The 19,074-nt window shown below is 47.0% G+C and carries 19 protein-coding genes; all 19 read right to left on the bottom strand.

Annotated elements, in window-relative coordinates; all coding sequences use genetic code 11:
* Window positions 1-52 precede the first annotated feature (52 nt).
* The gene (locus tag Q0C11_RS07140) at window positions 53-1,228 is read right to left on the bottom strand and encodes a hypothetical protein (RefSeq protein ID WP_293006874.1); all 1,176 of its coding nucleotides are present in this window, start codon (window positions 1,226-1,228) and stop codon (window positions 53-55) included.
* A 1-nt stretch (window position 1,229) separates the two neighbouring features.
* The gene (locus tag Q0C11_RS07135; protein WP_293006873.1) at window positions 1,230-2,774 is read right to left on the bottom strand and encodes a hypothetical protein; all 1,545 of its coding nucleotides are present in this window, start codon (window positions 2,772-2,774) and stop codon (window positions 1,230-1,232) included.
* A gap of 74 nt (window positions 2,775-2,848) precedes the next feature.
* Entirely contained in the window at window positions 2,849-4,594 is a 1,746-nt protein-coding gene (locus tag Q0C11_RS07130) for a hypothetical protein (protein ID WP_293006872.1), read from the bottom strand.
* Between the two features lie 2 nt (window positions 4,595-4,596).
* Window positions 4,597-5,511, bottom strand: a complete 915-nt coding sequence (locus Q0C11_RS07125; RefSeq protein WP_293006871.1) for a hypothetical protein — start codon at window positions 5,509-5,511, stop codon at window positions 4,597-4,599.
* Window positions 5,508-9,110, bottom strand: a complete 3,603-nt coding sequence (locus Q0C11_RS07120; RefSeq protein ID WP_293006870.1) for a hypothetical protein — start codon at window positions 9,108-9,110, stop codon at window positions 5,508-5,510. The genes Q0C11_RS07125 and Q0C11_RS07120 overlap by 4 nt, the downstream gene beginning before the upstream one ends.
* Window positions 9,110-9,349, bottom strand: coding sequence for a DUF1799 domain-containing protein (locus Q0C11_RS07115; RefSeq protein ID WP_293006869.1), 240 nt, complete (start codon window positions 9,347-9,349; stop codon window positions 9,110-9,112). The genes Q0C11_RS07120 and Q0C11_RS07115 overlap by 1 nt, the downstream gene beginning before the upstream one ends.
* A 128-nt stretch (window positions 9,350-9,477) precedes the next feature.
* Window positions 9,478-9,810 (bottom strand): hypothetical protein, encoded by a 333-nt coding sequence (locus Q0C11_RS07110; RefSeq protein ID WP_293006868.1) that lies wholly within the window; start codon window positions 9,808-9,810, stop codon window positions 9,478-9,480.
* Window positions 9,811-9,867: 57 nt separating this feature from the next.
* Window positions 9,868-10,800, bottom strand: a complete 933-nt coding sequence (locus Q0C11_RS07105) for a phage tail tube protein (RefSeq protein ID WP_293006867.1) — start codon at window positions 10,798-10,800, stop codon at window positions 9,868-9,870.
* A 9-nt stretch (window positions 10,801-10,809) separates the two neighbouring features.
* Window positions 10,810-11,154, bottom strand: a complete 345-nt coding sequence (locus Q0C11_RS07100; RefSeq protein WP_293006866.1) for a hypothetical protein — start codon at window positions 11,152-11,154, stop codon at window positions 10,810-10,812.
* Window positions 11,155-11,156: 2 nt separating this feature from the next.
* Window positions 11,157-11,645 (bottom strand): HK97-gp10 family putative phage morphogenesis protein, encoded by a 489-nt coding sequence (locus Q0C11_RS07095; RefSeq protein WP_293006865.1) that lies wholly within the window; start codon window positions 11,643-11,645, stop codon window positions 11,157-11,159.
* Window positions 11,635-11,988, bottom strand: a complete 354-nt coding sequence (locus tag Q0C11_RS07090) for a phage head closure protein (RefSeq protein WP_293006864.1) — start codon at window positions 11,986-11,988, stop codon at window positions 11,635-11,637. The genes Q0C11_RS07095 and Q0C11_RS07090 overlap by 11 nt, the downstream gene beginning before the upstream one ends.
* 2 nt (window positions 11,989-11,990) lie before the next feature.
* Entirely contained in the window at window positions 11,991-12,560 is a 570-nt protein-coding gene (locus tag Q0C11_RS07085; protein ID WP_293006863.1) for a phage head-tail connector protein, read from the bottom strand.
* Window positions 12,561-12,566: 6 nt separating this feature from the next.
* Window positions 12,567-12,875, bottom strand: a complete 309-nt coding sequence (locus tag Q0C11_RS07080) for a hypothetical protein (RefSeq protein WP_293006862.1) — start codon at window positions 12,873-12,875, stop codon at window positions 12,567-12,569.
* 86 nt (window positions 12,876-12,961) lie between these two features.
* The gene (locus Q0C11_RS07075) at window positions 12,962-14,173 is read right to left on the bottom strand and encodes a phage major capsid protein (protein WP_293006861.1); all 1,212 of its coding nucleotides are present in this window, start codon (window positions 14,171-14,173) and stop codon (window positions 12,962-12,964) included.
* 69 nt (window positions 14,174-14,242) lie between these two features.
* Window positions 14,243-14,986 (bottom strand): head maturation protease, ClpP-related, encoded by a 744-nt coding sequence (locus Q0C11_RS07070; protein ID WP_293006860.1) that lies wholly within the window; start codon window positions 14,984-14,986, stop codon window positions 14,243-14,245.
* Window positions 14,901-16,277 (bottom strand): phage portal protein, encoded by a 1,377-nt coding sequence (locus tag Q0C11_RS07065; RefSeq protein ID WP_293006859.1) that lies wholly within the window; start codon window positions 16,275-16,277, stop codon window positions 14,901-14,903. The genes Q0C11_RS07070 and Q0C11_RS07065 overlap by 86 nt, the downstream gene beginning before the upstream one ends.
* On the bottom strand, window positions 16,274-18,007 hold the full coding sequence (locus Q0C11_RS07060; protein WP_293006858.1) for a terminase TerL endonuclease subunit: 1,734 nt from the start codon (window positions 18,005-18,007) through the stop codon (window positions 16,274-16,276). Before Q0C11_RS07060 ends, Q0C11_RS07065 begins: the two co-directional genes overlap by 4 nt.
* Window positions 17,992-18,510: a phage terminase small subunit P27 family gene (locus Q0C11_RS07055; RefSeq protein ID WP_293006857.1), complete on the bottom strand. Its 519-nt coding sequence runs from the start codon at window positions 18,508-18,510 to the stop codon at window positions 17,992-17,994. The genes Q0C11_RS07060 and Q0C11_RS07055 overlap by 16 nt, the downstream gene beginning before the upstream one ends.
* 96 nt (window positions 18,511-18,606) lie before the next feature.
* Entirely contained in the window at window positions 18,607-18,987 is a 381-nt protein-coding gene (locus Q0C11_RS07050) for an HNH endonuclease signature motif containing protein (RefSeq protein WP_293006856.1), read from the bottom strand.
* Between the last annotated feature and the right edge of the window lie 87 nt (window positions 18,988-19,074).

Genomic DNA, 19,074 nt, shown 5'->3' with positions numbered 1-19,074 from the left:
AAACCCCATAATAATCCTATGTTTGTTTTTGAATATGACCAATATCGCTGCGCTACAAATAAAAAGACGGGAAAGTATCCACTGGCCGCTCGGATGTCCTGTTTGCTAAAAGAAGTGGTAATATCCTATCCCGCCATGTGGCACCGCCAGTTCCTGAAACGGTTGCTACAACGTGCCATAGAATAATATTCACACCGCGCGCACGCGCTTCTTGAGCTAATTGTGAAGCCGTCGCAGGAGGCGTTGGATTCTGCTTATCGCCATTGCTGGAAAACAACGATCCACCGTTGGACATATTGCAAAATCTAGGTGTGATGCCAACCATCGTGTCAAATGCGTCATAGCTGATATTCAGAGTCTGACCAACAATTCCTGATCTCCTGTAGAAATCCTGCTCATGTCCGCCGATGCCGTATTTCAGCATTTCCGACTGCACCGTTGGGTTAAATTCTGCCTGATCAAAAATACTGAGAATCCCGGCAGCCGGGAAATTTGTCATCCAGGTTAATGGCGTTGTCTGGAAATAGGGTTTGGCCGCAATGATTGCGTTAAGCCATTTGCGGAAGAAATTATTAACCAGAGTCGCATCTGTTTTAGGATCGACAGGCGTCATTCCAGTGCTCACGCCAGCTAACTGGGATGTCTCATTTATGATCACGCCAACAAAATTCGGGTTAGGGTCGTACCGAAGTCCAACCGCGATCAGCATGTCACGATATTCGTCGGCCACTTTATCAATCCAAAGTTTTGCTTGGAATTGTTTTGCTGTTATGGCGCCAGTGGATGCATTGGTTGTGAATGCGCCCCTGTATTCTCCGTTCTGTGATTCGCCCGTGCCTCCCACTGCATCAGAATAATCAGTCCCCGCAGCAGATGCCATGTACGTCGGCACTGAAGGGCTGAACCCCCCGTATGTGCGGCAAATGACCTTGATCATGACCTTACAACCAGCGGCAATGGCAATCGCTGCTTTATTGTCAATCACATCCCAGTTATACACGCCCGGGCCGATCTGTAAGTCATTCCACTGTACCTCGATTTGAATATGCGGAGCTGGTGCACCAGCGGCAACGATCGCAGGGATGTCGACATTAAAAAGCTGGTTCCTGCTTTGTGTGCTCGACCACATCCCAGGAGCCATCCAGATCGCATGGCCTGGATGCCATTTCAACGGCTGCGCCGCGATAGATGTGGGCAGCTTTACATAAGATTGCGCGAATGGGTTCATATCAAGACTCCCAAACCGCTCTGATGTCGTTATAGGTTATTGATTCTGTCCCAATTGGCGTGGTTGAATTCCCCAGCAGCGCTTTTAATACCATCGTCGTGCCAGTCGCCGTAGAAAAATTGCCTGTCACAGGTATTGATCCGCTAGTTGATTTACCACCAACGAACGCCAGGCCAAGGGTACATGACCGTGACGTGTTGCTATTCAGGTTAATGATGGTTGGGCCGTGGAATGATGCGTCATTACCGGCGCCGTTGTCATTGCGGTTATAAAACCGGACACCCTCCCAATCAATTATCGTGCGCTTGGTTTCTGTGCTGTCGCTATTCAGACTGGCTATCAATAATTCTATGGACGATTGCGTCGTGAGCGGCGGGATGTGTATTGTTTGCACAATAATCTCATCGGTCGCATTTCCTTTAGAAACCGTGGGAACTCCAAGACCAGCGCCATAAGTAACGTCTTGAAAATCGTAATTACCAGAACCCACATAGGTAAATCTGTACAATCCAGGCGTCCATGTGCCCCCGCCGGATATGTAGATCTTGCCGTTATTCTGGCTTGAAGTTAATCCATGACCCGCAGCAGTAATTCGAACCTTGCCCGATCCATTGTCTGCTATTGCAGTTGCTGCTGTCGCCGGCGCGAGGACAGTGGTTGGATTGCCAGATCTGTAGACAATGGCCCTGCGGTTAACCGGCCACCATTCCGAACCGCGTGCATAGACGAAACAATCCTGTGCGGTGACGTAATAAACATTCAGAGGAACAGTCGTTGGGTCTGGAAGAGCAGAGAAAGTGGCGACTGATGTGGTGCCAGATTTATCAACACCATCAACCATGAACCGATCTGTTACCGGGTCAATCGAGAAATTAGTGAATCCCATGATCTCGAACGTGCAGGTGTCACCATCAACAAATGATGTTGAAGAAGCGGAAATGTTCGTAACTGCTACCGTGAACCAGTCGGTATTATCAACTGGTGCACCATTGAACTGGAAAACAGCCATCGTCGTCTCTGTCGGCGAATCGATAGAAAGAATGAACTTAGCACCGCTCGGTATTGTTGAAAGCAGTCCGCTTATATCGGTACCTGAAGGAGAGAATGCATCGATGTACATTGCCGTGGCCAATGCCGGGTTTGCGTTATTGAATTTGACGACGCCCTCGCCAGGCCTGGTTGCTGATGTGTCACCTCCAAAAACTATCGGTGAACCACCATTCCTTCCATCCACGCCATTCTGTCCAGGAATGCTGGCACCGGGCAATCCCTTTCTGTGAAACCACAATCCAGCAAAATCCGAAACAGTCAGCACCGCATCAGAAGCGGCTGACTTAAACGCAATGTATTCGAGCTCAGTCGAGCTCGTCATTGTGAAACCTTCTCCGTTTGGCCCGGATGCATAAGCAACATATGGCACTAACCCACTTTCGCCAACATCAACCAGAATGGAGTTGTTGTGTTGATCAACCAATTCCCCGTTCAAAAAGCGGACAAATCCCGCTTCGCGTACTTTGCTGATGATGTTGGATATAAGAGTGGCCATTGATTACCTCACTGGATTTTAAAAATAAAAAAGCCGCTCAATGGCGGCCATGTGGATGCTGCTTGATGTTTTGTTTATCCGATCTCTACCGTTTTCGCGCTCAGGAAAGTGGATGCGTTTCTGCAAACCTGCATGACACTTGATGAACTTAATGACTCACACGCCACATATCCGAACGCTGCGGTAATGCCTGGCTCGAGCCTTTCAGATACAGAGCGGATCAATATGCGATCGTCACTCGTTATTTTCATTACCACAGCATCAGCGCCAAGACTGTAACCGCCTGGCCATGTCATATAAATTCTGCCTGAATCCAGCTTGGTGGCCAGAACCTGGACAGCGTCTTCCTTGAAATCTAAAGCTATATTCTTGCTCGCAATCAGCACAGGCGTTGTGCCTGATATGTCGATCAGATAGGCAACAATGGCGCCATATTTGCGATCTACGGATCTAAAAACAACAGCTCTATTGGAATTGAGCACGCAAACAGAAAACGCGACAGCAAGACTGGTTCCTGGTGTGATTATTGACAGAACGGAACCTGATGGAGCCGGGGTTGATCCGGTTATTGTTTGAAGACGCAAGGTCATCTGAGATGATGATCCGATGAAAGTCACGAGCGCTTTAGTCGCGCTGATTGCCCTTGCAAGGAGCAATGGCGTTGATGTTGTCAAGAATGACGATGCGTCAGCGTCTACTTCGGAATTCTCTGCGATGGTCGTGCCAGACACATCCAGCACTCGCTCTTTGATCGTTGACGCACCTGAGTACATGTACGCGAGCAATAATTTTGACGATGAAAGCGTTGCCAGTGAAGCACCATTAGCCCCTGATGCACCGGCAGCAGTTACGATTGTCTTGACCAAGCCTGGCGTTATTGTGTTGCTCGACACATCAAGCACATAACCCTTTATGTCGCTGCTCCCGGAATTTACCTGGTACACAGCAACAGCCTTCGTGCTGGAAAGAGCCGCTATAGTTATGTTTCTTACCGCTTCGGCAGATATTTGCAGCGGCGTGCCAGACGATGAACCGTAATTAAGTATTACCGCATCCATAAAACCAGTCGAATTGTTCTTGAACGCACAGATAGCTTTCGTTGCCGACAACATGGCCACAGCAATATAACGAGAATCGACCGCATTCAATACTTCAGCAGTATTGCCACTGTAAATCGTTTCAATCCGCTCGCCGCTTATTGCCCACACACCAGCGGCAGTGGATATATCAGCACAGCTAAATGCAACGACTTTCCCTGGATCAACGTAACAGACAAAAACTCCGCCATTCTTCCTGACATCAAACCTATAATCACCAGTATTACTGATCACAAAAAGATTCGCGCCTTTTTGCAATGAGTTCGCAGCCGGCAAAGTGACTCTCTTCCCGGATGCAGTCATGGCAATCAACTGCAATCTTCCGCTCGATGATGTTAAATTTACATCAACCGCACTACTTGTCGTGTCAGATCCACCATAGGTTGTGCGCGTTTGCAGTGCCCAGTTTGTAGGATCAAGACTCGGGTCAGTTGTACCAGCGCCATTGGTTTTCCTGCGATAACTGTAGAAATCCAGTGGGCTGTACCTGATATCCCCTGCCGCATACGTGGTGCCAGACACCCAAGCAGCATTGGCCAGTTCACCTGCGGCGGCCTCGGCATTCAGAGACATTTGATTGACCTCTGATATTGCTGCGTTCAACTGCGTGAATCTTGGATTGAGCTCACTCACAAGCGTATTTGCAGAAGCCTCGAACTCTTCCGAAGTTTGTGAATTTGTGTTCGGAACAGGTGTGGAAAATAACGCTACTTGTGTAACCATTGTTAGATGCCTTTCAGTGATAGATTTATTACAGCAAGGGCCTGGTTGCTTATGTCTATTTGGAAACTTCTATAAACGCCGAATAAAATCAAGGATTCCTGGTATGGATGAACAACATCGTCCATGCCTGACCACACAACTGCTTTGGCATTGGCCTGGTCACGAAATTGACGAACCGCGCTCAATCTTACTTTGTCTGTTTCAACCTTCAGTTCATTGGTCGGAATGCTGGGTACCGGCGTCAATGTTGATTTGCCAAACGCATCCCATTCAATTTCGCTGTAATTGTCCGAATCTACAATTGGGCTCCAGCGGATGTGTCCAATGTGAATAGATTGACCGACAGCAAATCTTCCCAGCTCTACCAATCCAGATTGATCGGATAATGTCAGGTAAATAACCGGATCAGCAACTGGCGGTATCTGGAACGTTGCTACAGATTTCGTGTAAATAAATGGCGCGAAGAAGTATCCGTAAAACGTATTCACATCACGCGACAACAAATAGCCATCGAGCGTGTATACAATATCCCCGTCAATACCATTTCTCACCGTGATATCCAGCAAGGACGCTTTCAGGCCGTCGAGCATTAGAGAATCGACCCTTCTACCAGGACGAAGCACCACAGTAAAAGGCGACTGCCCGACGCTCGGATTGCCCTGGTTGTAATCAAACATTCTCCATTTGTTCGTGTTGCCTTTTAATATCCACTTTGTCGCGTCAGTGACAGGATTGCCAATGTTTCCGCTTACCAATGATTCATAAACCAGATGGCTATCAGTAGTCACCACACTGACTTGAGCAAATTCAGCGTAGGATGTAGCAACATCGTAAGCTGGCTCTGATGTATCTGGTTCACTGATTGTGCTGCTAACAACCATAGAATCAGTGATTCCAAACGGGATAAAGGCTTTCACGCTACGTTCCTCGTCCTTAGAGCTGTTCCGCTCTGCGTTACAGAATCAAGCGTACTGTTCATTTTTTTCAATTCCTGAAGCAACTCATCATTACCAATCGATTTCTTGAGATCACTGTTGCTGGTGATGTGACTAGGGCCGGTGCGCTCAATTTCTGGTCCACGTTCGCCAACGATGCGTAATCCTCCGCGATGATGTCCGCCTGATGCAAATGCAGGAATTCTTGATCTGTTAGCCGCTATCCGCAGATCATCCGCAATCGATGCTTGCTTGAATTCAATGGCGCCAGATATTGCCTCAGACAGTTGATCTATCAATGCAATCGATTGTGCTTTGCTGCGCGCGAACGAAAAGCTATCAGTGAATCCTGATGTGCTCTGGTTCGAAAGTGTTGCCAATGCAGCCGATATATCCGTTACTTTTCCACCTCTCGCGGCCTGGGTCGCTTCGATCACTTGCTGTCTTGCGCTATCCAAACTCTGAGGACTGATCTGCTCGACCGTGTTCTTGAGAGAGTCTGCAAATCCAATCAGCTTATCTATTTCTTGATTGATCAGAGCAATCTGATTTGCTGCGGAATCCAATTGCATTGCCCGGATTGTTCTATTTACAGAGTCGATATAATCCTGCTGCGCTTCAGTCAGATCTTCTGTTTTTGCGGTCAAACCTTCTGTCTTTGATGCCACCTCTTGAATCGAATTTTTGTAATCAGCCACAGAAGCAAACAGCGCATTATTCTGCAATAACAAAACGCCTTTGGCCTGATCGGATTCTGAAGCCGATTGCAACAGAGTCTGAACAAGTTGCTTGAATTCATCCTTGGTGATATTGGCAGAAAATCCCAAGCTGGTTAATCCATCTTCCACAAACTTGATGGCCGGAGCCATGCGCTCTGCTTCAGTCAGGAATAATTGACTAAAACTTGCGGAATCGGATAGTAATTTCTCTGTTCCACCATAATTGTCAAGGAATGCCGTCCGAGCTTCTATCGATAGGCTGCCGATCAATTGTTTCGCATAATCAACTGATGCGCCAAGATTTTGAGCGGCCTGAGATAACGACACAAACTCAGTGTTAAGCCGGGTCAATGTTGCAAAAGAATCCTCGCCCGCTTTCCTGAAAGTATCAACAATCGGCAAAACATTTTGCGCGAGGCTATTGCCGATACCCTGAAGCATTTCGTTTATCGCTTCCTCGGTTACCGTTTTGCCTTTCTCTGATTTGATTTGCACTTCCTGCGTAAAATTATCCACAAGATCGGTGCTTAAACCCAGATTCTCGGCAAACTGATGAGCTGATCCATAGAACCCATTAAGCGCACTATCAAATAGTGTCTGTTGCTCAAGAGTGAATTGCTCGGTCTGGGATTTGTGACCATTGCTTCTGAACAGCCCGCCTTTCGCCCTGAATACGTTTGTGATGTCGCCATCAAAACCCTCAGAACTCGCAGTTCCTTGGATCGATTGCTGCCTGAATTTGTAGGGCCCGCGGCCAAATAACGCGGCCAGGAATCCACCTACAACCGGAATCATCTCAGCACCACCAAGCTTTTTGTCACCAGCCAATACCCTGCCAATTGCATCAACAGCAGCCAGCGCTATAGCAGGCCCAGCTACAGCCGCAAATGATGTCCCCATGCTGGCAGCAGCACTGGCGCCAGATGAACCCCACAATGCTGATGCACCTGCTTGAGCTGCTGCCTGTGTTCCTGTCACGCCCATACCGCTGAAGAAGGAGCCAGCTGAACCCGGCAACATGCTGCCAGCTTTACTGAGTAATCCTGTTACACCAAAGCCAGACTTGAACAATCCAAGTGCATTTGATCCTAGGCTTGCAGCATTGAGAATGCCGCTACCACCTTCAGCGGCCAGGGCAGAACCTGATCCACCTATGCCACCCAATCCAACCGCAGCGCCAACGTTAACAATCCACTTCCGTACTGTAAGCTGGTACAGCGCATCAAAGATAAAGAATTTAATCGACTCGCCGATTGACTCCATAGCACTTTTACCGTGCGCTGCAAATTGAACAAAGGCGTTCCGTGCTGTGTTTTCAGCATTGCGCCAAATGTCGCTCCATTCATTCGCAGCCTGCCTGCCAGAGTCCTTGGTGGCATTTATCGACTTGTCCAGCTCAGATTGTGCTTTTTTGACTGCGCGGCTGTATGTCTCGATACTCAGTCCGCTGTTTGGTATCGCCATCAAGTCGTTCAGTTCGTCAACCGTTTGACTGAAACGCTCATCAGCGGTCTGCACGGATTCGGTGATGCTCTTGACCCTGGTTAGTTGCGCTTCCAGTCTTCTGGCTGCTGCGGTTTCTTGTTCGATCTTATCGATCAAAGGATCGGCAACGGAAGATAAGCCCAGCTTTGCAGCTTCCATCTTGCGTATTTCCACGCTTGTTTTGCCCAACTGAGCGGCTTCTGATTCAAGCTTCTGCATGAAATTCTGAGAAGCATTAGCCGATGAATCGGTAGCTGACTTCAGGCTAGCAATTTCTTCAGACGACCTCATTGCAAAATCTATTGTTTTTTTCATACCGCCAGAAGTGGCGGAATCAACAAGTTTCTGATCCCCATTCAATACAGTATCAATAAACTTGTCGAATTCAGCTCTGGCATTGGCAGAATCTTTTGCTATCTCATCCCCAATAAAACCAGCAGCTTTGAAATCAAGTTTTGATAGCGCCACCAACTGCGCGGCACGTCCACCGATCTCTCGGCCTACGCCCTGGAATACGTCGATAATGGTGTAGCCAGCAATGACCATGCCTTTCAGCACAGTGGACACAACATTGCCGGATGCTGCAAAACCATCCATTTGAGTTGCCGATGAATTCACAGCAGTAATAATATTATTGAGTGTTGGCAGAAGGTTACCCGCCATTGAGAAAAACAGGCTATCTACAATCGCGCCAGTTCTGGCCATTGCATCTTTGAAGTCATCAGCGGCCAAGGTGGTCTTGCCAGATACCGAGCGCACGCTATCGATGCCACTGGCCAAGTTATTCATGGCAGGAATCAGATCAGTTCCGCTTTTACCAAATAGCGCATTGGCAACTGCCGTTTTCTGCGCACCGTCTTCATATTGTTGCAGCGACCTGGCAACATCGATGTAAACGTCAGCCGCCTTTCTCAACTCACCATTGCTGTCATGAGTAGATACACCAATCGCATCAAGCGCCCTTACTGCATCATTGGCTGGGTCTTTGAATTCGGCCAATCCTTTAGAAATCCTGCCGAGTGCTTTGTCTATTTCAACAAAAGAATCGCCGTAATTACGTGACACCTGCTCGATTCTTGATAAATCTTCGATACTTGAGCCGGTCTTTTCTGCAGCGTCGTTTATGCTGGCAAGAATATTGATTGAATCCCGTGTCTTGGAAACCGCTGCATTGATGCCAACAATAGAAGCAATACCAGCAACAGCGCCTGCGGCGATACCTGAGAAGAATTCTTTTGCAGACCTTCCGGCTTTATCAAAGCTGCCTTGTATGTTTTTACCGAATTTAAGTGCTTCCTGGCTGGATTTATCCAGACCTTGCGTATATTCAGCATGCTCGAGCGCAAGTTTGACAACTAGACTTCCAAGTGCTGACATTATTTTCTATCCCTCAGAACTTCGAGCGCGATTGATTCCATCAGACGTACATCATCAAATATCACAGCTCGTTTTTTCTTTTTGGTGCCGGACATTTTCATGGAAGATTCAAGCGCAACGTAATTGATGCCGACATAGCCGACATCCGCAGAAATGATCCATTGCGTGTTCATTGCCAAAAATAGCGTGACTGATTCCCAGTTTTCTTCCCAAACTTCGCAGTCATCCGCACCATCCATGCCGAAGTTACGCCTGGCGGCTTCAATAACTTCTGCCGGAGCGTTTGCGGCAGTCAGGCCATCGATGACATCCTGATCTATGCCGATTGGTTGTTTGTGGTCACCCGCCCAATAACGGGCAACCGCTTCTAGTTTTTTTCGCGGCCCTTAGCCTTTACAACAGAATCCCAGAATGCCAAAGAGAGTCCGTACAATGCTTCCGGGATATTCAACAGAATCTCAAGATTATCAGGATTGAATTCCAGGTTGTTACCTTCTTCGTCCTGGAAATCATCCCATCCAGTCAGCTTTTGTCTCAGCACATCGACCTGGGGAATTTTTCTCAATTCATCCAGTTCTTCTCGTGTCGTGCGCAAGAACTTGACCGTCAGTGTTGACCGATCATGACCACAACGGTCATTTGGAGTGAAGACTTCTGCAGTTGCCGAGAATGTCGGTTTCTTTGCGATTTTTAATGCCATCTCTAAATCCTCGTTTTATATGAATCAATGCCAAATATCTGATGCGATACAGTTAGTCTATGTAATCGCAATCGACAATTCATCATTGCCAGCGTCTGGTTGTAAATCGAGGCCCAGGTTAAGCATGACCACGCCGTCTTTATCCTGATATTGCGGATTGACCAATTGTGCTTTAGGTGCGCTGATGGTAAAGGTTTTACCTGCGCCGCTACCGTGCGACATTGAAAGCGCCGCGATGGTGCCGTCACGCACAGTATCGTGCCATGCCTTGATTGCAACTGATGACATCTGGATTGATATGCTGCCGCTGACTTTGCGGTCAGTGATCAGAACATCTTCCAGTGTCGGCATATTGCGATATATCACTGTGTTTCCGCCATCGATCGATAATTGATCGAATGCGCTGCTGACGCCATGCAGAGTGAATGCCGTGGTGTTAACTTTATTCACAGCTTGTGGCGCAAGGAATGCGGAGTAATCTGAATCAGTCGGTAATGCGGTGTCCGTCGTGGCTGAATACAATCCGGTCAGTTTGATGCTGATCATCGGAATCCCGCGAGCATTAAGCGTAAATGTTGGCGTTCCCATACAGCCAATCATTTTGTGCAGCAATCCATCCAGGAAGTAGTAAATAGACACCGACTTGAATGCGGTTGATACTGGCTTGTATGTCACGCTTGTGGATGCCACGATGGTTTCACCAAACCCACATGCTTTCAACAACGGTGCCCAGCCGGGTACAGTTCCTGCAGCTGACGCACCTGCCAGCTCAATTTCCACTGTCAGTTCAGAGTGTGCTGAGACCTCAACCTTGCCTGACGATCCAAGATAAGGCTTGATGTTGTCACGATCAACGAACTCCGCAACCACCGGCTGCACATCAGATACTCGAGCCAGGATTGAATTGGCCGCTGAGGTTGGAACAATGTCTGTTCCGTATGTGGTTTCTTCCTTGACGGCCAGCACCACGTTTCGCATTAATTTTCCCATTGCTGCTCCTTATGTAGTCGTTCTGATTCTGAAATCTTGAAAATAGGCATAAACACCGGGAAGCTCTTCGAAAGAAGCATCGCCACTTTCTTCCTCAGTGATAAACCCGGCAATCGCCTCCATCGCCGTCTGGATGGTTGCTTTATAGGTGGATAGTTCCGTTTTTGTATAAGCGAATGTGGTGACTGTGATTACGTGCTGAGTGTAGCCACCGCCCAACACCCAATCAGTTTCCGGTGTGCTGTCGATCTCAAACACTATGGCCGGGAAGGTTGGTTCCGGAGGCAGTTCGACCGCCCAGGAATTCGCCAGCACAGCCGTCAATGCTGTGGTGATGGTGGTGCCGATGGTCATGATTATTTGCTTGCTTTGGCCAAGTCTTTATTGAGACGATCTTCCATTGCTGCGATTGCTTCTTTTGATTTGTTATTTAGTGCGGCTTGAATGAATGGCGTGGCATTTCTATGTTTAGTATCGAATTCCAGGAATTTCCAGTAGAACGGATCATTCTCGCGCCTCGTGACCACGCGCCCTGATTGTTTGTTTACTGCAAGATATTTGACAACCTTCTTGCCATTCCCCAAATCACGACCATGACGCACACCCAGGTTATATTGTTCAGTGCCTGCAGGTGTATTTCGCTCGCGCTTGATCGCAATGTTGCGAATGAGAGCGCCGGATTTTTTAAGGCCATGACCCTGTGCGATTGCCCTGGCTTCCCTGCGCAACACGCCGCCTGCAGATGCAACCATTCTGCGGGATGTCTTTATCTTTATGTCGTCACGTAATTTCTGAAATTGTTTGGCAAGCTCACCAATACCAAGAATCTGTGCATTACCGGCCATGATTTCCCCCAGTATCGCACGTGATAATCAGGTACTCGTCCCGCTCCATGTAATTATTCACATGGCGGATGTTGTAAAATTTTCCGTTGTGCACAACGCGCATTTCATTGCTGACGCCAGCCAGGTAATAAATCGTGAATTCCGTTCTGGCATCCAGTGTTTGGCCACCCTTACTGGTGGCCGATCTCTCATTCCCAGACAGATTGTTCTTCTTTGCCCAGATTAATATTGCTGGGAAATAATCTGTCCACGTGTCTACCATGCCGCCTTCTGCATCCTTGGTCTGGGTGCGTTGCTGGATGGTTATTTGCTGATTAAGCTGTCCTGCGCCGGGTGTTGGCATGGTTATAGGTTGTAAATACGATAGGCGTTAATAAGATTGTCAACGAATGGCGCTTTGACGCCAGCGCCATCCATGCTGACAGATTCCCGATTCTTGAATCCGTAACTAATCTGCAATTTCATCCATTGCTTCAGCGCGTGAGGTACCGCCATCGCATTGGCGTACCCGGCAACGTAGCGGATTCGGACATTATTAACCCCGCCATACACGGCAGGCCACGATTTGTTCGGTGCGATCACTACGCGTGCCATTGAATCGCTTCCGTTATCCAACACATATTCTGTGCTTGGCAGAGTCTGCTCTGCGCCGTCTGCATCGGTATATTTGATACTGGTGATGCTGGTAACAGGCGCACGGCCAAGACACATCTGATTTGAGAAATTATCCAAAGACAATTCCCACGTCTGAGGCATCAACGCCCTGCCCGTCTCCCGTTCGCATAAATCACGCGCAGAAGAAATCAATCCACTGATAAGACCGGCTTCAGCATCCGTGGTGACTCGCACCTGAGCTTTGGCTTCAGCTAGAGTGATTGGCTCGGATACTGGCCCTGTGATCAATTTTTCTGGCATGGTTGATTATTCTACGTCCGGATTTTTATTTTCATCTTGATCTTCATTCATATCTTCGTTCTGATCCGGATCAGGATTCTTATCTGGATCTGAATCTGGATCTTTAATCTCATCGATCTTTGCTTCGTGTTTCTTGATCACAGGACTCTTTAAACCCAGGCAGTGTTCCACTGCTGAAGGATGCGCATCAACGGACGACGCTAATTGTTCGATCATTTTTGGACTGGCCTCAATCACGTCATCTGGGTTATATTGCACGCCATCCAGTTCAAAACCTGCCAGAACTCTGGCTTGCTGTGTTTTCTTCTTTGCCATTTGCAGTCACTCCATTATCAGAATATTGAAAACAAATGACCGCACACCCTGCGACAGGTATGCGGTCATAACTAATGACTCAATGATTAAGAGGCGCTGTGCTGATAGAGTTTCAGAGCTGCGGTGTCGGTCAGGTTTCCACCGGCACGCATCCATGCCAGGAATCCAACTTGACCTTTTTTGGCAAAAGCGCTGTCGTCAAAGCGGAACAAGGTGAGTTGCATTACATCTCGGATCACATACTTCTTGAATTGTCCGAATGCAATTGATTTTGCACTTGCCGCAGGTACCGGCATGTGGTTATTCAGTTGCGTGTCGTATCCTAGCAGCTGGTCGGGAGAGCGGTTGGAGATGCCAGCATCATATGACGGTGTCCAAATCGGACGGCCAGCGGTATCTTTGATCTTGCGTAAAACCTTGCGAGTGGTCTGGCTAAACATGAATTTCAGACTGCCGTCATCATATCCCACATCAATAGAATCAATCAGATCAACCAGGTCATCATAAATTACTGTCAAAGTCTGGCCGGTGGTGCCAGTTTTACCAACGGATGCTGCTGTCACGCAGCCATTGGGCTGACCACTGTTGGTTCCAATAGTGAAACCTTTGTTCATAGTTCTGCCAATGCGATCGGCAAAGCGCTGATTAACCAACCCAACGATATCAACCTGGCTGTCTTGCAGCAGCTCAAAAGGGACCGTAATGACTTTACTGCTGGCCTTGAATACATTCAATGCAACAGTGCCGAAGCTAATATCCAGATCGGTTGCGGTTGTGTTTTCACCAATCCATTCGCCCTCTTCCGCAGTTCCATCGCTGGTTGGGTATGATAACGGATTGCCATTGCCGGTTTGGATGCTGCCAGCTACCATGCGAATGCCTGAATAATCCTTCACTGCACTGATCAGTTCGCTCGCAACTTCACTTTGGACGGTATAGCCGCCTTCGGTGGTTGTGGTGGTGCTCATTGTGTTCTGGATTTTGAGACGCTCTTCCGCCGTCAACGAGTGCACCCCTTGTGCCAGTACCTTGGCATATAACTTGCGGCTTTCGTTTTTGACTTTGTTATCATCCAGCAAGGGAGCATTTGAGAAACTTTGCTCTGCTTGTGTATCCAACATCTTTTGTACGCTGGAAATTTGTTTATCCATGCGTTCCATTTCATCCGCGAAACCATCGAAGGTTTGTTGATCTTCAGGGCTCCACAATTTATCGCCTTTTTCGGCCAGAAGATTGTTGGCTTTTTTAGAAATCTCATTTCTTGCCTCGCGCAAGGCTTGAATGCTTCCGTGATTCATGGGTTTTTCTCCTATAGAAAATAAAAAACCCGCTCGCGCGGGTGATTGACACAAAAACTAAATAGAAAATTAATTACTGCAGGCGGTCAATATCCTGAGACGTTTTTCTGCAAGGGCACGCTTACGCATCCAGATTTCATTCTGTGGCTCTTGCTTTGGTTCTGTCAGAGCTTTGGGTGTATTGTCGAATGCCGACAAATCCCATGCATTGCTGGCTGATTGATCCGGTGCTGATATATCGCCATCAAAGATTGAGTCTATGAATCCCATATCCTTGGCTTCCTGAGCGCTCATCCAGGTCTCGGCATCCATCATAGCAGCCAGTTCTGCTTTTGATTTTCCAGTTTTCTTGATGTAATCATTAAGAATTGATTCGTCGAATTTATCCAGCAGATCCGCCAGTTCGATAAAATCATTCTTGTTACCAAATGCAAGAGTCCATGCGTTGTGAATCATCATGAATCCACCGTCAACCATGCTGATGGATTTGGCGGCCATTGCCACATAAGTGGCTGCGCTGGCTGCTAGTCCGTCAATTTGAGCGGTTACGTTACCGTGTTGCCGGATGGCTGCATACATGGCGCGGCCATCGAATACATCACCACCAGGTGAATTTATCCTCAACGTTACTGCGGTACCGCGCAGGGTATCAAGCTCTTTTGCCAGGTCTTCGGCAGATACACCAAAGTATTGATCAATAACGCCGTACAGGAAGATGGTAGAAGAGTCAGTCTGATTCTCTACCCGCAGTGCCTTTGCGGTTTCTCGATTGTTGGTTTGCAGCAGCTGCATCAGCTTTCTTTGTGCTTTCATTGGTATTTCCCTTTGGTTCATAGATCTTTTCACCACCCTGTTCAGCGCTTACTTCAGGAAGATTGTTTATCCGTCTGACTTCATTCAACGTCATGTAGCCTGGGCCTTGAGATCCTCCGAGTGCTTCACGAAGTGATTTTGCTTCTGCTTCAGAGTCACCGCCCAATAAACCTTTCAAGTTATATTCAACAAACTTATCTTGATTGGGATAAAACTTTCGGTTGAGTTCCTGTTCAATTTTTATCAGGTAGAATTTCAACAGGAACTTGATGAATCCAAGCGTCAATTGTTCAATCCCGCTGCCCCAACTGGTTGTCGTTTCGTTCGCCCCGATCATGACCGGCGGCACACCAAACGCACGCGCGATGTCAATTACTTGATATTTCCGGCTATCCAACAATTCAGCATCTGCTGATGACAGACTGATTTCCTTCAGACTCAATCCTTCTGTCAAGATCATTGGCAGGCCAACGTTGTTTCCGCCACCATATTTCTTGACATATTCATTGCGCAATTTCTCGATCAGATCAGCTTCCATCTTTGAATCTGATGTGATCAAGTGCTTTTGCATACCGGAATTGCGGAAGAATTGACCACTAAAATCATCTGCGGCCAGGGCAATTCCTATCGATTGTTGTGCTGCGTGTTTGATAACTGACATCCCGCGCCCTGTTTCTCCGTCATATCCGAAGCCAGGAATATGCAGCATGTCATCTGAATGGATGCCATAGGCATTCCCATTCTTGGGTTGGTAAGCGTAACTAATGTCGCCATCGTCGGTTACCGTGACGCGGATCCTGTCTGGATGACGTGGAATGATTCTCAGCGGTTCTCCGGATCGATCACGGATGATTTCCGAGAAGGCGTCACCACGAAATGCAATTGAACGAATCCAACGTTCAGTCATTGCTGCTGCGGTCCATGCCCTGCATGGTTCAAGATTCAGCAGTTTATGAAGTCTTGGCTTTATCTTTTTTCTGCCGACAGAAGTTTCTTCATAAATCGGCAATGGCAAGCTGGCAATTGTTCCGCCAATTAGTTGTACGCATGCTGCCACGGCGGAAACTCTGCCTGCTGTTGTTTCATTAACAGCGTATCCAGATGATGCTTGTGTCCCGCCAAATAATTCTATGACCTGCGGGTCACCGCTCTTCACCAACACGGAATCTGTCGTAGCATTCTTCACAGAAACAAGTCTGTTGTTCCGCTCTGCTTCCCGATCGGCCATAAACTTAGCGAGGATAACGCTGCCTTTGTTGGACGATGGTGTGTCAATTTCAGCGATTTTCACAACGAAACGTATCCTTGTTCAATGATTTTTTGATTGCGCTCTCCGGTCATCGCCCTGGACAAGGCAATCAATAACGCAACCGGACCGTCAATTTTTTGGGATTCTTTATCTTTTATTGGGTGTTTTAACCCACTGAATTTCGATGTTTTCACAACAACATTGCCAACCATCCAGTTGAATGCAGGGTTGTATGCAACAACTAGCTTTCTTTCCAGTACAAGATTTTCTAATTCTGTGACAGCTGAGGTAAACAAAAGACCGTTCTGTCTTATCTCCACTAACGGCAGGGAGTAATCATTGATCAATTTTGTCGCAAAATACCTAGAAAACGCAGGATCAAATGGGATCTCGCAAAGATCATATAATTTTGATGATTCAATAAAATCATCTCTTATCTGATCAAAGTCGGTTACATCGCCATCATTGCTGATGATATAACCATCATTGCGCCAACCTATGTATTGGCTATTGTCTGATCCTTCAATGGTCGAGTCATTTAAGTACAGATATGGGAATGCATATAGATTCCCATCCCGCCAAAATACTTTAACCGTTGCAGCAAAGTCCTCCTTCTCAGCAAGGTCCATTCCGATCCAGCATTGCTCGCCTTGGAAATCTGCTATATCTAACGATGAATCACAGCAAGATTCCCATTTCAACATATCCATCCAGGCTTCAGCAGAAGTAACCCAGACGTTCATGCGTTTGGTTAAGAAGTTATTACGCGCTGAAGATAACTTGGTTGCCTTATCTGCCAGCCTTGCCACATCATCACGATAGACTGATACATCTAGGTTTGGGTTAGCTTTACTCCAGACTGATTGATCTTTCCAGGAATCCCCGTCATCAATGGTGTATATGATTCCGAAATATGTTTCGTCCTGTGCTGAGTTTCCTTTTACCGGATAACCTAATCCACCATGCATCCTTAATGTTTCATTAAGAATATTTGTCACATAAGTTCGTTGTTCGTAGCATATCCCACCTGTGTCATCTCCCGCTGTGGTGATGCTCCAAACGATTGGCTGGCTTCGAGCTCCGGTACCGGTTTCTATTACATCGTAAACATGCCTTGTTTTATGGGCATGAAGCTCGTCAACGCTAGCAAAATGAATATTCAATCCGTCTAGCGTAGACCCTTCCGCAGATAATGGAACATATTTCCCGCCGTTGATTGTTTCATAAATGCTGTGTTCAAGCACTCTGACGTTATATCGTTGTCTGAAACCGAGCTCCCTGATAGCCATTGCTTTGGATGTATCGAAAACTATCTTGGCTTGGTCCCTGGTTGTGGCCGATGAATAGACTTCTGATCCAGGCTCATCGTCTGCAGTCAGCATGTAAAGTGACACGCCGCTGGTTAGCGTGCTCTTAGCGTTTTTCCTTGGTACTTCGATATATACAGAGCGAAACCTGCGGTACCCATCTTCTTTCCTAATCCATCCAAATATGGTAGTGAGGATGAATATTTGCCAGGGTTCAAGAGTTATCCTTTCTCCTGCCCATTTCCCCTTGATATGAGGAAGTAATTCTATGAATCTGCAGATATGCTCAGCTTTTGCAACATCCCATCTGAACGGAAATGATTCGTCTGATCGATATCTGTCAAGGTCATCAAGCTGTCGTCGACATGCCGCCTTGACCCATTTGCATGCTAATATTTTTCCATCTAAAACACTTTGCGCATATTCAAGAGCGGCATCAACGTATTGACCTAAAGCGCGTTCCATCCTGTTTTAGGAATATTTTGATCTTCAAAACCAGGCAAAGACTGTTGGTTTTCGCTTGGCGTTGCCTTTGTCCTCGAACTGGGAGACATGCCGAATTCGGACGCGAACCGCATCATTCTTTCGTAGGCACGATTCCTTATTTGCACCCAGACAGACATCTGCTGATATCCATTAGGTGTAATTCCTACTAACCCAGCTTCACCCTTAGGATCTTTTTTATTCAGTTCTGAAATTTTAGATTCACAATGAACAATCTCAGCCCAAGCCGAGCAGTATGCCGCAATCGCTCCCCGGTCTATATTTGATATTAATCCGAGTACTTTCAATTCAGCGGTTATCCGCTTGTACTCTTTCTTAGCTTCAGAAACAAGATGGGGCGGACAATTTGGAATTTCAACAGATGGATGAACACCGCCAAGAATATCTCCCAAATTTTTTTTACTTGGGTTCCCACGCAATGCATGAACATTATCAGGCAGTGGCTTAGGTCCTCTTTGTCCCATTATTTTTTCCTAAATTAACAGAAGAGAGATGTACCCCCCCCTCAAAACTCCCGCTCACAAAAATATGATTAGGCGAACGGTCTATAAGAAGTTGATCTAAGACTTTTGACCGCCCCGGTACCTACCAAAACCGCCATCTTCAGTTGCTGTTTTTCTGTCATGGCAAGACTTACATAACGCTTGCCAATTCTTTCTATCCCACATTAACTTCTCAGAAATACGGATACGATCTGGATCTCCATTGTCTTTTGCTTCCTTCAGTTTAGGAGGAATCTTGTGATCAACTATAACTGCATTCTCAACAAATCCTAATGATTCACACTTCACGCAACATTGGTTTTTACCAAGGTATAAATCCCGCGCCTTCCTCCATTTATGACCATAACCTCTATCAGCAGAAGATCCTCGGACATGATCATATGCCTTCCTATCTGTATTCTTATGCTTATCACATTTACTAACGCCATGAACCAACACATCACATCCTGCATGTGAGCAAGGTTTCCTAGCTGAAATAGGCATAAAAAAAGCCAGCTCGAAATGGCTGGCTTAATAGTATTAAAG

It is taken from the genome of Nitrosomonas sp., from assembly GCF_022842015.1.
Classification (GTDB): domain Bacteria; phylum Pseudomonadota; class Gammaproteobacteria; order Burkholderiales; family Nitrosomonadaceae; genus Nitrosomonas.
This window is presented reverse-complemented; position numbering and strand designations above follow the sequence as displayed.